12 protein-coding genes are annotated in these 17,300 nt (G+C 38.7%); 5 read left to right on the forward strand and 7 right to left on the reverse strand.

Features of this window, described 5'->3' with window-relative positions; genetic code table 11:
- Window positions 1-136: 136 nt before the first annotated feature.
- From AHMF7605_RS03400 to AHMF7605_RS03410, 3 genes are read right to left on the reverse strand one after another with little or no spacing between them, the layout of a single operon-like run.
- Window positions 137-331, reverse strand: coding sequence for a hypothetical protein (locus AHMF7605_RS03400; RefSeq protein WP_106926454.1), 195 nt, complete (start codon window positions 329-331; stop codon window positions 137-139).
- Window positions 332-366: 35 nt separating this feature from the next.
- The gene (locus AHMF7605_RS03405) at window positions 367-2,622 is read right to left on the reverse strand and encodes a xanthine dehydrogenase family protein molybdopterin-binding subunit (RefSeq protein ID WP_106926455.1); all 2,256 of its coding nucleotides are present in this window, start codon (window positions 2,620-2,622) and stop codon (window positions 367-369) included.
- Between the two features lie 14 nt (window positions 2,623-2,636).
- Window positions 2,637-3,104, reverse strand: a complete 468-nt coding sequence (locus AHMF7605_RS03410) for a (2Fe-2S)-binding protein (protein ID WP_106926457.1) — start codon at window positions 3,102-3,104, stop codon at window positions 2,637-2,639.
- A 1,584-nt stretch (window positions 3,105-4,688) separates the two neighbouring features.
- Here AHMF7605_RS03410 and AHMF7605_RS03430 point away from each other — a divergent pair.
- From AHMF7605_RS03430 to AHMF7605_RS03455, 5 genes are all read left to right on the forward strand, one after another.
- Complete coding sequence (locus AHMF7605_RS03430; RefSeq protein WP_106926465.1) at window positions 4,689-6,002, forward strand: leucine-rich repeat domain-containing protein; 1,314 nt, start codon at window positions 4,689-4,691, stop codon at window positions 6,000-6,002.
- A 1,279-nt stretch (window positions 6,003-7,281) separates the two neighbouring features.
- Window positions 7,282-7,794 (forward strand): DUF5675 family protein, encoded by a 513-nt coding sequence (locus tag AHMF7605_RS03435; protein ID WP_106926467.1) that lies wholly within the window; start codon window positions 7,282-7,284, stop codon window positions 7,792-7,794.
- A 509-nt stretch (window positions 7,795-8,303) separates the two neighbouring features.
- Complete coding sequence (locus tag AHMF7605_RS03445; RefSeq protein WP_106926472.1) at window positions 8,304-8,801, forward strand: hypothetical protein; 498 nt, start codon at window positions 8,304-8,306, stop codon at window positions 8,799-8,801.
- Window positions 8,802-8,875: 74 nt separating this feature from the next.
- Window positions 8,876-10,387, forward strand: coding sequence for a hypothetical protein (locus tag AHMF7605_RS03450; protein WP_106926474.1), 1,512 nt, complete (start codon window positions 8,876-8,878; stop codon window positions 10,385-10,387).
- On the forward strand, window positions 10,369-11,532 hold the full coding sequence (locus AHMF7605_RS03455) for a hypothetical protein (protein ID WP_106926476.1): 1,164 nt from the start codon (window positions 10,369-10,371) through the stop codon (window positions 11,530-11,532). Before AHMF7605_RS03450 ends, AHMF7605_RS03455 begins: the two co-directional genes overlap by 19 nt.
- Before the next feature lie 359 nt (window positions 11,533-11,891).
- On the opposite strand, the gene AHMF7605_RS03460 is transcribed toward AHMF7605_RS03455, so the two are convergent.
- The 4 genes from AHMF7605_RS03460 to AHMF7605_RS03475 all read right to left on the reverse strand — a co-directional run bounded on the left by AHMF7605_RS03460 (window position 11,892) and on the right by AHMF7605_RS03475 (window position 17,272).
- A complete protein-coding gene (locus tag AHMF7605_RS03460; RefSeq protein ID WP_106926478.1) occupies window positions 11,892-13,373 on the reverse strand; it encodes a toll/interleukin-1 receptor domain-containing protein in 1,482 nt (493 codons plus the stop codon).
- A gap of 54 nt (window positions 13,374-13,427) precedes the next feature.
- On the reverse strand, window positions 13,428-15,236 hold the full coding sequence (locus tag AHMF7605_RS03465) for a hypothetical protein (RefSeq protein ID WP_146153508.1): 1,809 nt from the start codon (window positions 15,234-15,236) through the stop codon (window positions 13,428-13,430).
- A gap of 798 nt (window positions 15,237-16,034) precedes the next feature.
- Window positions 16,035-16,487: a cupin domain-containing protein gene (locus tag AHMF7605_RS03470; protein WP_233218929.1), complete on the reverse strand. Its 453-nt coding sequence runs from the start codon at window positions 16,485-16,487 to the stop codon at window positions 16,035-16,037.
- A 50-nt stretch (window positions 16,488-16,537) separates the two neighbouring features.
- Window positions 16,538-17,272 carry a carboxymuconolactone decarboxylase family protein gene (locus tag AHMF7605_RS03475; RefSeq protein ID WP_106926484.1) on the reverse strand — a complete coding sequence of 245 codons (735 nt, stop codon included), beginning with the start codon at window positions 17,270-17,272 and terminating at the stop codon, window positions 16,538-16,540.
- Window positions 17,273-17,300: the final 28 nt, after the last annotated feature.

Here is a 17,300-nt window from a genome sequence, read left to right on the forward strand (position 1 = left end):
GGTATACTTTAACGGCACGGAGCTGTTTTTTGCGCCAAAAATTACCTGTTCGCACGCTTGCCAACAGGTAATTTTTTTGTATTAGGTCCGTTTATGTAAAATCGAAATATTTACGGCGGTGACTGCCCTTTGCTGGCTATTTCTGGTGATTTAAACTGTCACTTACACTAGTAGAGGTATCACTCATCATTACACCTACCGGATTAGCCGAATCGGAGGAGGCAGGCGGCGTGGTACTATCGACTTTAGTTGTGCTGTCTGCATTCGAAGAACTTTTTCCGCAGGCCGTAAAAACACTGGCAATAGTAAGGGCGAATAAAATCTTTTTCATATTAGGTATGTTTTTCTCTTTGAAATTTATCGCCCTTATACGAGTGGTTGTTTGCCCTGTAAGAAGGGTTGGGTATATTCCCGCTGGCCGGTGGCCTTGTACAAGGCATTCGCCAAAGCTCCAAAAATAGGGGGGAACAAGGGTTCACCCAGGCCGGTCGGATCGGCCTCACTTTTCACAAAATGAACTTCAATTGCTTTTGGCGCTTCGCTGTGCCGGATCAGGCGATAGGTATGAAAATTATTTTTCTGGGGTACTCCCTCCTGAAAGGTCATTTCGCCATATAAAGCATTTCCGATTCCGTCAATAATGCCGCCTTCGCCCATGTTGGTAGCGGCGTCCGGGTTTACTACCACCCCGCAGTCAACGGCCGCATATACTTTTTCTACAATGGGTTTGTTATCCTGCATGGTTAGATCAATCACCTGGGCCACGTAGGTATTATGACAAAAGTAAGCGGCAATGCCCCGGTGAACATCTTTCTTCGCTTGTTTCCAGTTGGACTTGTCTCTTACTAATTTCAATACGCCGGCGTATCGTTCCGCGTCATAATCGTTTTCTTTTCCCACGGGCTTGTTTTTGGCCCGCTCTAACAATTCCAGACGAAACTCGATTGGGTCTTTGCCCGCCAGTTCGGCTACTTCATCCAGGAAAGATTGCTCCACGCCCCCCAGGAAATTGGACCGGGGTGCCCGAAACGCGCCGATGGTGATGTTAGAGTCCAGCATCCATTCCTCGGCCAAGTAATTATCCACGGCTCCGGCCGGAAAGCGGTTTTGGGCAAAACCCAGCGGGCTTTCCGGAATACCACCCGCCTTAACTTGGTAAGCAATTAGGTTGTTTTTTTCATCCAGCCCGGCTTTGTAAGTAATGGTGTAGGTAGGGCGATAGATGCCATAAGTCATATCGTCTTCCCGGGTGTACACCAGCTTTACGGGAGCCTGTAGTTTTTGCGAAATTACCGCTGCCTCCACCAAATGGTGCCCGTAAGCCCTTTGCCCAAAGCCGCCGCCCATTCTGGCCAATTTAAGGTGAATCTTTTCTTTAGGCAGGCCCAAACGGGTGGAAAGGGTTTGCGTTATTAATTCGGGTGCCTGAATAGGAGCAACGATCTCGGCAGAATCTTTAGTTATATGGGCAAAACAGTTAACCGGTTCCATGGCATTGTGCGCCAAAAACGGCGCCGTATAAGTCCGTTCTATAACTTTTTTAGCGGTTTTAAAAATTTTCTCCGGATCACCATCTTTGCGGAGCACTTTGCCGGGTTTTTTAGCCATTTCTGCCATTTTCGCTTGGTGCTGTTCGGTGCTCTCCAGACCCGCCGGAATCTTGACGGTTTGTTTACCGCCCCAACCCGCTACTTCAATCGTGGAGTCGGTTATTTTTTCCCATTCAACTTTTAAGGCCTTTTTGGCGTTCATCACTTCCCAGGTACTATTGCCCACCACTACCACCAGTTCCGTGAAACTAGTCGTATCGAAACCGTTTCTTTCGTAATCGTCCGCCAGGGTTTTAATCGTAAATACATCCTTAATGCCGGGCATTTTTCTGGCGGCGCTATCCTCCACCGATTTTACTTTCAAGCCAAAGGCCGGCGGATGCGCCATCATGGCAATCAGCATTCCTTCTTGTTTGTAATCCAGGGTGAACAAAGGCTTGCCGGTTATAATATTTAATCCTTCTACATTCCGCTTGGAGTTACCAATAATTTTAAAATCACCTATTTTTTTTAAAGGAACTTCTTTAGGTACCGAAAGCGCGGCTGCTTGGGAAGCCATTTCGCCATAGCCCGCTTCTTTACCACTCGTTTTGTGATGTAGTACACCATCTTTCGTGGTAATTTCACCGGCTGGTACCTTCCAGGCTTTCGCAGCAGCTTGAATGAGCATGTGCCGGGCAGTGGCGCCGGCGGTGCGCAAAGGTTTCCAGGCCATTTGCATGGCCAGGCTGCCCCCGGTAAACTGCCGATCAAACCGTTCCGGAAAGAAATCAGCCTGCTCTACGGTAACGTTTTTCCAGTCAATATCCAACTCTTCTGCCAGCATCATGGGCAGGGACGTCTTTACATTAGAGCCAAATTCCGGGTTAGGAGCCATCAGCGTTACCAAACCGTTGTCGCCAATTTTAATGTAGCTGTTGAGCTCAAACCATTCTTTCGGCAGGTTCGACACCTCTTCGGTGGTGGATTTGCATCCGGCCAGCCAGCTAAAGCTGAGCAGCATACCGCCTCCGGCCAGAGCCGAAACCTTTAAGAAATCTCGCCGGTTTATTGTGTTTTTTACGGTTTCCATAGCAGGTTCAGTAATTAGGATTTAGCAACTGATTTAGCGGCAGTTTTGATGGCCGCTTTAATACGCAGATAAGTGGCACAGCGGCAAATGTTTCCGTTCATGGCGGATTCAATTTCTGCATCGTTCGGGTTAGGGTTGCTTTTTAACAAGGCAGATGCGTTCATGATTTGTCCGGCCTGGCAGTAGCCGCACTGCGCCACATCGTGCTCCAGCCAGGCTTGCTGTACCGGGTGGTCGCCTTTCTCCGATAATCCTTCAATAGTAGTGATGGCCTGTTCGCCGACCGCCGATACCGGGATTTGGCAAGAGCGCATCGCTATCTCGCCGAGGTGAATGGTGCAGGCGCCGCACTGGGCAATGCCGCAGCCGTACTTAGTTCCGACCAGGTTCAGGTGGTCCCGCAGCACCCATAATAAGGGAGTGGCCGGATCAACATCCACCTGCTGCGTTTTTCCGTTGATTTTTAAATTGAATAGGGCCATGATAGTGTATCAGCTAAATTTGTTCTTGCGTAAATGAACTTTATCGGTAAAGGACAGAATAATTTTCCGGTTGCTGCTTATACAGATTACAGGATTGCCTACCAAAATTCCTGATTTAGAGAATTATTGGTAAGTAGTCTTATGATGCGGCAGTAAATTTGTTCTTTTTTAACTAAGTCGATATAAAGGCAATATACTCAAATTCGATACAGTTAGCGAGTATAATGCATTCAATTATTACAACTCCGGTATTATTTGGACAATGAAAAGTCATTTTAAAAATTGACTTTACAACTTTTCATTTGATCGCCACATGGCAAGCTCCTGGCCAGATTAGTCGCCCGAAAGGCTACCTTCATCAGGTATTCCTTTGGAAATAGTTACCCCTTCACTTCATATCCCGCGAATATTTCCATGGTAATTTCAGTTTCTACCAACTCTTCCGGCTTGCTAACTGATGAAAAACGTACTGGGGAATGAAGAGTGCCACCATGGCTAGCGATAGTAGCGATAAAAACTTTCTTATGTCTATGAGATTCCTGGTACAAGCCTATTTATTTATACAGGTTAATCAAATGGGTGAAATGGAGCTAAAAGAGTGTGGAGCTGCCACCTTGTTTGTCTGTATGGTAAAAGGCCAACAAGCTATTAAATATATACTAACTATTTTACGAACTATCCTGTACTACAATCCTCTTTGAGAGACTTTTCAACAAATATTTTCTTAAGGACATTTTCCCTGACTTACTTTGATCTTTTCCCTGTATTCTCTATTTTCTTGTAAAAATTCATTCTGGTAAATTAAAGAGAAAAGATATTAGAGTTAAAGTGAAATCAACTAGAAATCTGCCTAAAGAAGGAGGATCGGCAACTTGGTAATAATCGTTCCTTTATGCCGTACTGAATGACACTTGTAAGTATCGGTTACAGCAGCTGTGTCAAAATTTTTATTCTCCGCCACCCGATTGACAAAGTAAACCAGAGTCAGCTTATGTTGGACTGCAACGTACTGATTGAAGGCGATTTTAAATTGCATGGCATTCAGATATAAAAAGCGGAGTACCTGACTTAAGGATAATTTTTGACAAATTGGCGTTTTAAAAATACTAATAGATATTATTAGCCCTGGTATCTTCAAATGGGAAAGAAGTATTATTTAATAGTAAAATTTTATTGTGCTAGAAGTTAATCATTTATATAAATGAAAAACGATGATTAAGTTCTTACATTTAAATATTAAAGGCATAGAGTTATGAACAACCTGGCACTGGAATTAATTGAAGAGGCTTATAAAAATAAGTCTACTTTTCTAAATTTGGGAAATTGTAATCTTACTTACGTACCCGAAGAAATTATTAAGCTTAAAGATACATTAGAACATTTAAGCTTAGGGCCTTATTGGTACCTGGATGAAAAAAGAATAAATAGTACTAATAACCTTAATGGGTCTGAATCCTATTTAAAGTACTTTTCTGTAAAAGAACGCACGGAAAATAGCCAGTGTCTAAATAACTTTGCCAATAACGATTCCAATTTACTTAGCCTTCTGGAACTTAAAAAACTTAGCAAACTTAGTATAGCTGGGTGGGCAGTAGTGAAAGCGGGATAAGTGCAACAGTAGCTGAAAATATCGGCAGACTTACTTCCCTCACTTATTTGGATATTAGTAATAACAAAATTGGTCTAAAATTTACAGGATATAGTAATCCATATTATTACAGTCCACATCTCGGGGACTACCGAGAACCTGAGTTTGAATATACGGACTTGGCAGATAAGGCCGCCGAGCATATTAGCCGACTAACTTCTCTTACTTATTTAAATGTGGCCGGAAACTATATGGGTGAAAATGGGGCGGCATATATTAGTAAGCTTCCTGCTCTTACATATTTGAATATAGGCTACAACAAAACTGGAGAGAACGGGGCAAAACACATCAGCAAGCTTCCCGCTCTTACTTTTTTAGATATAAGCGGGAATGAGATCGGTGATAATGGCACCAAACATTTAGGGTCCCTCTCTTCTCTTAAATCTTTAAAAATAAATCACAATGAAATTGGAGAGGGAGGCGCTGAAACTATTAGCAGCCTTTCTGGTCTTACTTCTTTAGAAGCCAGGTTTAACGAAATTGATGAAAAAGGGGCGGAACACATCAGCAAACTCGCTAACCTAAATTCTTTAAATCTAGAGTACAATTCCATAGGACAAAAAGGGGCGGCACATATCAGCAGGCTTTCTGTATTAAAACTTTTGAATATTAATAAAAATAAAGTAGGTGATATCGGAGCTGAATATATCAGCAAGCTTTCTGCCCTAAAATCTTTGGATATCACAAATAATAAAGTAAGTGATTTAGGAGCTGGACATATTAGTTATCTTTCCTCACTTTCTTCCCTGAATATTATGGGTAATAATATCGGATATTTGGGTGCCCAATATATCAGCAGCCTTAAGGCTCTTAACTACTTAGATATTTCCTTTAATCAAATCGAAGTGAAAGGGGCAAAATATATTAGCAAGCTGCCTGCTCTTACCTCATTAAATATAGGCTATAATGGAATTAAAAGGAAAGGATCAAAATATATTGCCCGTCTTTCGGTTCTTACCTCATTAAATATAAGCAATAATGAAATTAAAAAGAAAGGAGCAAAATATATTGCCCGTCTTTTGGCTCTTACTACATTAGATATACACTATAATCGTATTGGCGATAAAGGCATGAAATATATTAGTAAGCTTTCGGCTCTTACTTATTTAGATATTAGTAAAAATAATATAACAGGTATAAGTTCTAAATATATCATTCGACTTTCTAATCTTGAAGAGTTGAACAAAAGCAATAATTATATCTCCGACGAAGGGGGCATAATAAATTTCCGGCGTCCTCGTCTTAATTAAGAATTCATAAAAACTATATTAGCGAAGTACTCTACGACCACCTAAGAAAACCCCATACTGTATTTGTAAATTCTAGATTTTTAGGAGAGTAATTTTGGCAATATTGTTTAGTAAGTGTTTAAAAGCTCTATCAATAAATCATTTATAGATTATCTATTCTCTCCTTCTAATAACTTTAAATAGTTACTTCAAGTTATGCCTTTGCCGACAACACACAAACCAAAGTAACATTTCTATATTAACTTGTCAAAGCCAAAATACAATTTAATTCCCACTACTTTATGGAAATGGCAGAATTACTGGTAATAATTGGCTTGATGAATTAAATTTTAATCACTTGCAGCTTAACTCAGGAATCAAACAGGTAATCTTATTCAGGAAATGGCTTTAAAATATAGATGTACGATAAAAAAGACCTAATACTTATAATTTTTTATATTTTAATTTTTATATTCTTTTTTGAAATGATTTATTCAACCTATATCAGTATAATACATATCCTTGATAAGTTTGTTTAACTTATCTATAAGCCTTATTATACTCATTATTATTTATAGATTACTGACAGCGTTTACATAAATAAAATTATTATAGGAATGATGGCATATAATTTACAACTTAACAACATTCTTTAAATAGAAAACTTTAAGCGAAAGAGTAGAGCATGTTTAGTAAGGTAATAAGTTGGTTTTACCTCAGACTTCAGCTAAATTATTAGTTTTGCTAAGTGTAATCATACCGTAATTTAATCTTCTTGTTAGTAATTTGGCTGGTAAAGTAACAGCATTCGGCTTTAAGGTAAGGCTAACACTAACAATCAATGAGCAAAAATTTAATGAAGCACTGTAGGCGGGACTTCGTTATATCAGCTCAAAATTATCAAATTTCATCACCTGCATAATACTAGTAGTAACCTACTCCAATACGTTTTGTCTATTGAATTAATCTGCTTGGGCGAGTATTTCTCTACTTCAAGGAAAATGAATAATACGAAATCGTTTTTTTCCGGCACCATGTATTTTCTACAATAATAACAGGACATACTTAAGTTTTTGAATTAAGATAGGTCAGTAAGACAAACAACAGAGTAAAAATATGCTGCTGATAAAATATTACATAAGCATTTATATCTCTTTTTCGAAATGATACAAATGCACTCATCTAAGTTGCTTAGTTAAATGGGCAAAATTAGAAGGCACTTTATAATGTTGGTTATTAGATGCATCTGCTCAAGAGAGAGATTTTCTAAATTAATTGATAAGGCTTTAATTCAAAATTTATGAATAGACGCAAAATGCTAATTAATGGCTTATGTATTACCACCTTAGGTTTAGTTAGTAATAAATTTAAGTTTCTGGTACAAAGTTCAACTCTACGTTTATTTTTAGATAGAAAAGAAAAGACGGATACTTGCATGCGTGGGTATTTACTTACCCAATTAACTACAGAGGACAAACCGAAAGTTATTTGTTATGTTTTAGAACTGCCTCCAAGAGACAATGTGCCTTTTGTGAGTTCCATTCCTGCAGGTACCTATCCTGTAAAAGTAAGGACTGATGGGGCTCTTGGCTGGCGGCTTGAGTTGGATAATGTACCAGACCGCAAAAATGTTCAAATCCACATAGGTAATTTTCCAAAAGATACGATTGGTTGCTTGCTTCCAGGGAAGGAAGCAGGTGCTAGCCAGTGCAAAGTATTACGAAGTAACGAGGCCATGGCTGAGTTAAAAAGTCTCTTTACCGTATTTGGAACAATGGAAAAAACAGAAATTACGATTAGGGATATTTCATAAATAACAACATTACAAAATAGTCAATATGAAAAGTAATTATCTAAAAATATACCCTGTATCAATTATTGTATCCCTCAATAATTAATTCTCGCTTGCTTAATAAAGTTTGTTACTTAATGATGTAAATGAATAATAATAAACCATAAGGTTAGAGTTGATAGTTACCCTCTATTACTTAGTGTTACTAATTGTTCACAGTAGTATAAATGACTCTAGAACAAAAATTGACAATTATGTTTTTAAGAAAATCAGTTTTGCAGATTATATTAAAGCTAAACTCAAAATAGAAGAATGGAAAAAGAAGAAATATGAACTGACACGACAAGATTGTATAAGTTTTTTTATTGACGTTGCCAGTATATTTCCTGACATAGTTCTACCTGATCGAACAAAATTTGTAACTCCTAAAAAGTATGTTAGTCAATTCTTATTTCTAAATAAATTACTAAAATGAACAATTTTTAATCTTATAATCTTTAAAGATTTTATCAAAATAAACGTAAACACTTATGAAAATTTTGTATACAACATTGTTAATATTTATATTTCATTTAAATGTTAATGCCCAATTCACAGTGGGATCAGTTCAATATTCTATCCTTAATCCAGAAAGTTTTACTCGACTTAATCCTGGATGGGTATTGATGGAAAGACGAAGTATTAGAGGTTCGAGACTAGCTGCAGAAACAGGACTGGATAGCCTTCCAGATGCCCGAGGAATATTTATTAGAGCTATGCAGGCAGGCAGAACTGATGACAATGGAGAAGATATAAGGTCTGATGCAAGAGTTAATAGAGCTGTAGGCTCTTATCAAAAGGATAAGGTTATTGCTCATGTTCATGGTACTTATGGAACTGAGGATTCAAAAGCATTTGAGGGGACAATCCATCACAATACAACCCCTAAATATATAACAAATGTAATAAGAAATAAAACCGAACCTACAGGTGATTATGAAACTCGCCCGCGTAATATTGCCCTTTACCTTTATATAAAAATAAATTAGTTCTAATTAACTCTTCAAAATACTGAGAAAGTCATATTAAGATTGATTATAAAAATTTCTAATTTCTGAATCAAATGAAGAAAATGTTATTCTTATTGGTTTTTACTGTTCAAACAACGTTGGGCCAAAATGGATTAGTAAGGAATTACGAGACCTTTAATATAAAAAATGTTTCTGGCGAAACACTAAAACTTATTAATGCTGAACTTTATATAGTTGCCAGGCAGGATTACACACGAGTAGTACAAGCTGGTCAGGATGCTTTTTATAACCGATTTAATCTAGGAGATTCCCTTAAAAAGACACAATACATTAATTATTACAATGCAACTTTACAAAGGAGCCGGGCAGCTTTAAATAATGAAGTTTTGCTACAAACAAATAAATATTATCTGGCAACTTATGCCTTAGATGGGCTCTCCTATTATACCGGAAACAGCTCAAGTGAAGAGGTAGCAGCATTTATTATTCCAGCTATTCAGGCGGGAGCACAAAAATACGCCGAAAAACAAGTAATAGATGCCCTAAGGGATACGCCCATTGTACAACCATCAGTTGATAGGTTAACTACCTATGCGGTTTCATACCTTCAAGCAAGAAACGTGGCTGCTTCTGCTAGTATTATTGATATACGCCAGAATCTGCGGAATCTGCACAATACTGTACCATATCCGGATAACACAGCGGAAGCTTTTGCGGGACCAGTCTTTGATTTTTTAGCTGATAAAGCCAGATCCAGATTAGCAGTTCCTGTAGCCGGATTAGTTTTAACAGAACCAGAATTTAGAAATGTATTTAATCAAGTAACCAATATCGCTAGGGATAGTGCTCAAGCTTCTTTTAAACAATTAGCTTCAGATATTACTATACTAGTTGCAAACGAATCAAGGGCCCAAGTTACAATAAATGCCATTGAGCAGGAATGGAAAACTACTAATACACAAATACAAGATTTTAATAGTAGGATTAGTAATCCTGAAATAACTCCAACTGATTTTACCCAACAGGAACGAAGAGTGGCCCAAAATTCAGTTCGGCTAGAAGTTATTAATTTATACGTAAACAAAGGTTTGCAACTTGCAAAAACTGCTGAGCAAGCAGTTCTACAAGCCGATAAAATAAGGAAACAATTAGAAAAAGTATTTGATCCTGTAAATAGAGAACAATTTATTAATCAACTTTCAAGTCTTAATGCCCCTACTCTCTCACAAACAATAAGTGCCGGGGCCGATGCAGCAAGATTTCTAAACACAGCTTTTCCCAATAATCCTACCTTCAAAAAGGTGGCATCCTTTGTACAATACGCAGTATCCGCAGTAAATATTGGCACTGGCGTAGGTCTGTTGTTTAGCATGCAACCAATGGGTATAATAAATGTAATGCAGGGTTTACAAGGATTGTTTGGCGGTGGCCCCCCACCTAGAAGCCCGGAGTTGCAAATGATGGACCAAATGATGGGATACATGGAAGGCCAATTTGACCAAATAACTGGTAGACTTGATAGGATTGACCAAAAATTGAATAGGATAGACGAAAAACTGAATTACTTAATGGTGCAGTGCAGCTCATGTATAAAGATACAATGAAGGGCTTTCAGATTGTCTCAGGACAATTAGCCGGTATTGCAGAACAAATCAATATTCTAGATTGGAAATTGAACACCTTACTTGGATTAACTACAACTCAGGTAAATGCTCCTCTTTCTGATTGTGCCAATATGCAACAAAATTTTGATAATTTAAATAATCCGTCTTTTTCTACTTACTCAAGTGCTTATACTGCTAGTCAACTCAATTGCAAGCAATGTCTTACCTATCTAAATAACTTAACAAATAGAGATGTTCCAGGTGTAACAAGACTATCTGGTAATTTTGCTTTAAAATTTAGTAGTTTAAGTAATCTTGGCTTGGCTGGTGCTGATTTTGCTCGCAGAATCGAAGTAAATGAGTTTAATCCCACACGGGATCTTTTTCTTAGATATTATCAAAGCAACAATAGAGCGTTTAATGCTTTATTAGCACCCCCGAAAAGAATAAATGATGGGAGAAGAGCTATTGATAGCGCACCTAATAGAGCTATATTTAATGCAGGTGTATTTCAAGATTATTATAATACTCTTTTGTTAGAACAAGTTGGGAATTTTTTTACTCAATTCAGTCAACTTTTCGTTCTGAGTACTGGAGTTGATTTTATGCCAATGACCCTAACGAGCTATCTTAATCAATCAAACAACGATATAGATAGACGCAGGAGAGATGTAACCGCACGGCTACAACGTTTACTTGTGTATGTCAATGAAGCACTTTTACAGCAGTCAATGATGGCAGGCACTTTAATGATGGCAAATACCTATAATGCATTAACCGGTACCGATAATGAAAAACTTAGATTAGCAATAATGGTACTTAAAAATAATAAAATTTTTGCAAAAAATTTTGCTAATTATCTTATTTATAATGATTTAATAAGAATTAAGCCTTTTAATGAATTGCAAAGAATTGATTCAATTGACGACTATTCCTCAAAATTCTATGCAGCACAATCAGCTATTAGCGCTTTAGAGAATTTAAATTTAATGTTTAATTGGGGAGGTTATCCTGGTGTAAATATACGGTTTACCCGTGGAGTTCAACCTGAACATTTAGTACTTTATATAAGAACAGCTAACTCTGGCGTGCTTAACTTGCCAGTTCCTGACCCACCATTTATACTTAATAATCAGTTAGTATAATCTGATAATTTTTATAATCTATTACGCGTAAAAGAAAAACTTATTAGTAAAATTATTGATATGTCGTTTACTAATAACCTACTTGATATAGATCCACAAACTAGAATTACTCCGAACGAATTGAAATATTTGTTCTCAACCTTACCCAATAATTAATGTAGACATATTTTAAAAATAGAATATAGGGATTATCTTCTTTAAGTGCTAGCAGGACTTTTATCAAGTTTTTTTAGCCCCAATTATACTCTAGTTGTAACTTTAAGCTTATAATTTCTGGTATGAGTTCATTGTACACATAAAAGCATTATTAAAACATTATGCACTGTCACAATTATTTATTGTTTTAACTGATCTTAGTTTTAATTTTGAGTGAGATTAAGATTGATTTCAAGCGCTTGCCTATAATGTTGCTTAGCGGCTTCATACTCTTGAAAATGATCGGCTAAGAGAAACGACAAGTGGTAATGCGCCGCCGCATTATTTGCCTCCATGTGGAGTGCTAGTTCATAATGATCCCTGGCCTGTTGGTACTTTTGGAAATGATCTTTCAGCAGAGTAGCTAAGTTCACATGAGCAGCTACAAAATCCGGTTTTAGATGAAGGGCATGATCATAATATTCCTTTGCCGTCGGGTACATTTGCAAGTGATCCGCATATACCAACCCTAGATAGTAACGCGCATAGGGATATTCTGGATCCGTATCCTGTATCTGCTCTAAGAATTTAATGGCTTTCTCGTATTCTTTAAAAGGATCAATTAGTAAAAGTGCTAAATTATAATGCACTTCTGCGTTCCAATAATTTATGCGTAGCGCCAACTCATACTGCTCCCTGGCCTGACGGTAATCCTGGAAGTGATCTCTGAGCAAGGCGGCCAGTTTAGTATGAGCCTCCCAACAATCCGGCATTAATTCAAAGGCCAACGCGTAATGTACTTTAGCTAAATGGTACTCTTGGAAATGCTCGGTCAGCAACTGAGCAAAATAGCAATGCAAAGGCGCATACTTCGAATCCATTTGCAGAGCCTGCTCGTAGAGCCTGCGGGCTTGTTGGTATTTCTGTAAATAAATCGCTAACAAATTCGCCAAATTATAGTACCCCTCCACATAAGCCGGATGTTGGGTAATAAGCCTTTGGTAGGTTGCCCGGGCTTTGCTATAATTTTTGCTATCCTGAGCTAATCGGGCGAGAGTAAACAGAACATACTGGTTGGTCGGATAGGTAATAGCCAGTTCCTCCAGGGCAATCTCTTTATCTTTGGGTTGGAGGAAAAGATTTATCTGAATGCACCTTTCCAGCACCTGATCCTGGTCAAAGCCCATCCTTTGGAAAAGAGGCTTATAACCCCCTTGTTTAGCCTCGTGCCAGGGAATACAAATAAAACTATTTATATCCGCCAGGAAGGTATTAATACTGGCTCTTATTCTTAAGTAGGGGTATCGTTCCTTAAGAATGGCCTCCTCGTCACCTGCCCAGGTATCTTCATCTATTTGAATAAATCTTCTCTCCCAATAATCCAGCAAGGTTAGCCTTTCGAAAGGATTATCGATCCGGGCCGTTTCCGTTAGAAGCAGCAGTATCTTTCCTTTAATAGAGGAATGATAAATTATCTCCAGGGCCTCATACAAGCAGTCCTGGCGGTGCAGGTAATTGTCAGTGATAAACAGCAACACCGAGTCTTCCTGCTGGACCTGTGTCATCCAATTCCCCGTTTCCGGCAGGTGAGGCCGCATCGTTGTTTTCCTTAGGAGCCTAACCCCTACCGCTTCCCATTCCGCAACTATCCCCTTAACCAGAGCTTGGTCCCTTTCGCTATAGGAAATGAATATTTGGGGTGGCATGATATTTATATTTTTTAGTTCATGGTCTTACCTTAATCTACTAAATTGGTAGGCTTAATCAGTACCGTCCCCAAGTTTTACAATTCTTGCATTTTGCATCAAATCCATTAGGGTAAAAGCCACAAGATTATTGTCAATTAACTTATTTGTTCTGTCTTCAACGCCTTTACTTATTAAATACTTCCTAATTTTAGAGAAGCCACCTTCTTTCGCATATTCAATCAGGTAACTATAATTACCATACCGTAAATCCCAGCCATCGGAATTGATTTTTCCTTTTTCTATCAGAACTTTCACAATACCTAATAATCCAGATTGGCAAGCATCTAGCAGGAGGGAATGATGATTTAAAGCTTCTACCTGCGGGGCTAAATACGCCACTTGAAAATAATTACCCTCCTGAACAGTTTTCCGGAGAATATCAATTTTATTCATTTTTATGTTCTGCACCCATTCTTCTTCTATCTGCCGAAATGTATCTATTTCTGAAGGACTATAGTTCAATTTCCCCAGAATATACTCGTTTTCAGTAGCTAAAGCTATATTCAATAGCTCATGACTGAACCAATTGTCCAAAGGTAAAAGCTTTAACACGGCTACGAGCAGTTCTTGCGCCGGCAGGTCTTCTTGCGCCGCTAGGGTTAAAATAAAAGGATAATCGCAGAAAGTACCGTATTCCTTTTGGATCACCTGCAAATAGAAAGAAACAAATCGTGCACCATCAGTCGTATGGGTTCTACCATAAGCTATCTTTAATCCTTCGATCAGGCGAAAAAGGGAAAGGCGGGGTTTCCTTTTTGAATAAAGAAGTTCGTATAATTCAAATTTGTAATTGTTAGCAGAGATATTTAGTAAGTTTTTATATTCACGAGCAGTCACTGGCACCAATTGGAGGATATCTTCTAATTGCTGGGCTTGCCAGGATCCAGGTTGGCACATCTCCGTGAGCAAATCTTTTTTAACTACCTTACTAAATTTATATTCATGCAAGTATGATAGAAATTTTCCCCAATCTTTACTTCCCACCAGCAACAATAAGAATTTAGCATTTACCTCCAATAAGGCATCTTTATCCTGCAAAAGGTCCAGATAGAGATGGGTTTGTTGATTCGTTAGTAACCAATCCTCATAGGCAGAGACGGTAGTTCGATGAAAAGAAGAATATTTTTTTAAAAAAAATCTCCCCTTTGGTAATCTCTTCACATCCTCTAGTTTATCTAAACAAAATGTATCTTCAATTACCACCTCGGAAGTTCTTACTCCGGCATACTTCGTAAAATCAGATGCACTATCCCGATGACCTTCCCAGATGATTTGAGTTTTGGCATTTGGCGGAAGGGAAACCCGATGAATTTTGACGGGTTTAAAGCCATTGCCTCTCCAGGATAAAGCTTTTTGGAGCAAGTCTCCTAAATAGTGTAGACTCGTGATATCTTTTGCGTGCAAATCTTGTACTTGGCGAGGGCTCAACAGTTCTCCATGAGTCAAAATAATATTAACGATCTGGCCTTGATCATCGCTCAAGGTATAGTAATCCGTTAGATTTGGATGGTACAAAAGCTGCCCTTCCACTTCCCGGTACCGGCGGTGGAGATCTTTTCGGTAACGGTAATAGTAGTCCTTGTAGTTATGTGTTCCCCAGCCAAATGATTCACTTCTAGCATTATTAGTTATATCCTGCTTCCAATTGCCAAAATGATCAATAGCCTTTATAAATTCTGCTTCGGTATCAGAAGGGTAATGCTCAAACCAAATAGTGGAAACCTTTGTAGGAACGATTCTTTCTAGTTCCTGTTTTATTTTTTGAGCAAAGGGCCTGTTGTCCTGTCCTGTTTTATCTTTCTCCGCTACGGCTACTCCCAAAATTACTTTGTTATCCCCGGTAAAATGCACCAACAAGCATTTCAAGTCTGGCCGGATATAATTACAGATATAAAGGCTAAAGGACTGGTTTTTTCGGGCAATACCCAGAGCGAGAGCCTCCCTTAAGGTATTTACCCGTATCGTTTCCGGTTCTGGGTTACCGGTATATTCATCAGGGGAGGACAGAGCCGTACTCTCCGAACTACTATCCGTATCCTGGTACCTACTCGCTAAAAGCTGGTGTTTTTGGGGTAGGGAAACATCCGGAATAAGGGTAAGCACCTCCCTTTTTCTGGATTCAATTTTATCTCAGTCGGCAAAATGGCTTAAGAACGCCTCAATGGTGCTTAGTTCCCTTTTTTCGGATAATCCGTAAATGTCGTACCAGTATTCTCCTTCCTTTCCGCTTGATTTCATTTTTTAATTTAATTAGATTTTCCTAATTAATTTTAGAATATACGGTTCCTTATTGCCTCTGTAACCCTCTTAGCAACAAATAAAAAGAACAAAAAAGCTTTTTTTTACTGAAAGATTAAGTGCCTAGGCAAATGCTAGTAACTATTTTGTAATATACTGTTAAGCTTTTACTATTAGTTAAGAACGAGCTTATTTCTTTTGGTAAGCTCCCAGACAAGTAGAATAGGTAAGTTAGAGCAGATAAACCGTTTTAATGAAGGAAAAGGAATCCAATTTTTCTCTAGTTTAACTAGAGGCATCCGATTAAATCCTGCTATCTCATATTTTGCCTAATTTTTAAACGAGACAATTCATCTACGAAATACTTATCTTTGAACCTTCTTACGGCTTTGCCTTACCACTATATTCCTCATCATTAACAGGCTCCAACCATACAGTTGAACCTTTGTGCGCGCTGGTTACAGCAATTTGAATAAATTCATTATCGGGACTGGCTCCGTGCCAGTGCGCCACGTTCGGCGGACACTTTATTACTTCTCCTTTCCGGAAAATCCTTTTCGCGCTGCCTTTCTCCTGATAGTACCCTATTCCGCCGGTTGCCAGCAAAATTTGCCCGGCCGGATGTAAGTGCCAATTGGTCCGAGCGCCCGGTTCAAAGGTTACATTTCCTACCGACGTCGAATTCAAGCTGTCACTTGCTACCAGCGGCTGCAGCCAAGGGCTACCTTTAAAATTATTGTTGGTGATTTTTTTGCCTTTGGGAAAGATAGTTGTTTGATAAACGGAAGCGTTCCTGCTTTTTTGGGCCGGAGCATAAAAACTCAGCTGACTCAAAAGTGCGAAGAAGAAGAATTTTATTGCTGGATTTCTCATGTTGCTGCCTTTTACTCTTTTCTGAATTTTATTACTTCGGAGAGAACCTGTTTGCCCGCATCCGCTTCCTTTTTCCCAACTGATGATTCAATGAGCGAAAGTGTTTGCCAAAGCTGCAACTCAGTCAGGCCGACGCGTAAGCCAATGCCGAGATGGCCGCGCAACATCGGTTCCACTCCCCCGAGGCTTATTAAAGTTGAGATAGTAGCCAGTTCCCGATCCGCGTAATTCAAAATATCGCGCTCGAAAATATCGGCAAATAAATGTTCCTTTAAAAACACTTCTATTTCCGGACTGAAAGCCGCGTAACCGGTTTTTGGCTCTTTTTCCGGTTGGCCGGTGAGTGTTTTCAATACTTTCTTTCCCCGCTCGTATTTAGTCCCGCTATCTTTTATCGGCGTAGCTTCTTTCCCTGTTTTATCGGTTATGCCTTTCGCCTTTCTGGCTTCTATTACAGCCATCAACGTGTTAATTCCTTGAATGCTCCGCGGAAAGCCACAATACGCATACAGGTGAACCAGTACTTCTTTACTTTCATTAATAGTTAATCCAGCATCTAAACCATTACTCAAGGCTTTTTGCAATCCGGTTAAATCTCCTTTAGCGGTGAAAGCGGCTATTGCAACTATACTTTGTTGCCGGGCATTCAAAGCTTGGTTAGTACGCATGAGTGTTTGGGCATTTAGGTTGGCGGTCATCCCGATTACCAGAATTCCTATGAGTAAGAAAAATTTAAGTGATTTCATTACCTTTTCCAACCTAGACATAAGCATT

Origin of the sequence: Adhaeribacter arboris, from assembly GCF_003023845.1 — a bacterium.
GTDB lineage: Bacteria > Bacteroidota > Bacteroidia > Cytophagales > Hymenobacteraceae > Adhaeribacter > Adhaeribacter arboris.

Coding starts and splice junctions, on each gene's coding strand:
- AHMF7605_RS03400 (WP_106926454.1), bottom strand. CDS start 331: ATGAAAAAGATTTTATTCGCCCTTACTATTGCCAGTGTTTTTACGGCC.
- AHMF7605_RS03405 (WP_106926455.1), bottom strand. CDS start 2,622: ATGGAAACCGTAAAAAACACAATAAACCGGCGAGATTTCTTAAAGGTT.
- AHMF7605_RS03410 (WP_106926457.1), bottom strand. CDS start 3,104: ATGGCCCTATTCAATTTAAAAATCAACGGAAAAACGCAGCAGGTGGAT.
- AHMF7605_RS03435 (WP_106926467.1), top strand. CDS start 7,282: ATGAATAGACGCAAAATGCTAATTAATGGCTTATGTATTACCACCTTA.
- AHMF7605_RS03445 (WP_106926472.1), top strand. CDS start 8,304: ATGAAAATTTTGTATACAACATTGTTAATATTTATATTTCATTTAAAT.
- AHMF7605_RS03450 (WP_106926474.1), top strand. CDS start 8,876: ATGAAGAAAATGTTATTCTTATTGGTTTTTACTGTTCAAACAACGTTG.
- AHMF7605_RS03455 (WP_106926476.1), top strand. CDS start 10,369: ATGTATAAAGATACAATGAAGGGCTTTCAGATTGTCTCAGGACAATTA.
- AHMF7605_RS03460 (WP_106926478.1), bottom strand. CDS start 13,373: ATGCCACCCCAAATATTCATTTCCTATAGCGAAAGGGACCAAGCTCTG.
- AHMF7605_RS03475 (WP_106926484.1), bottom strand. CDS start 17,272: ATGAAATCACTTAAATTTTTCTTACTCATAGGAATTCTGGTAATCGGG.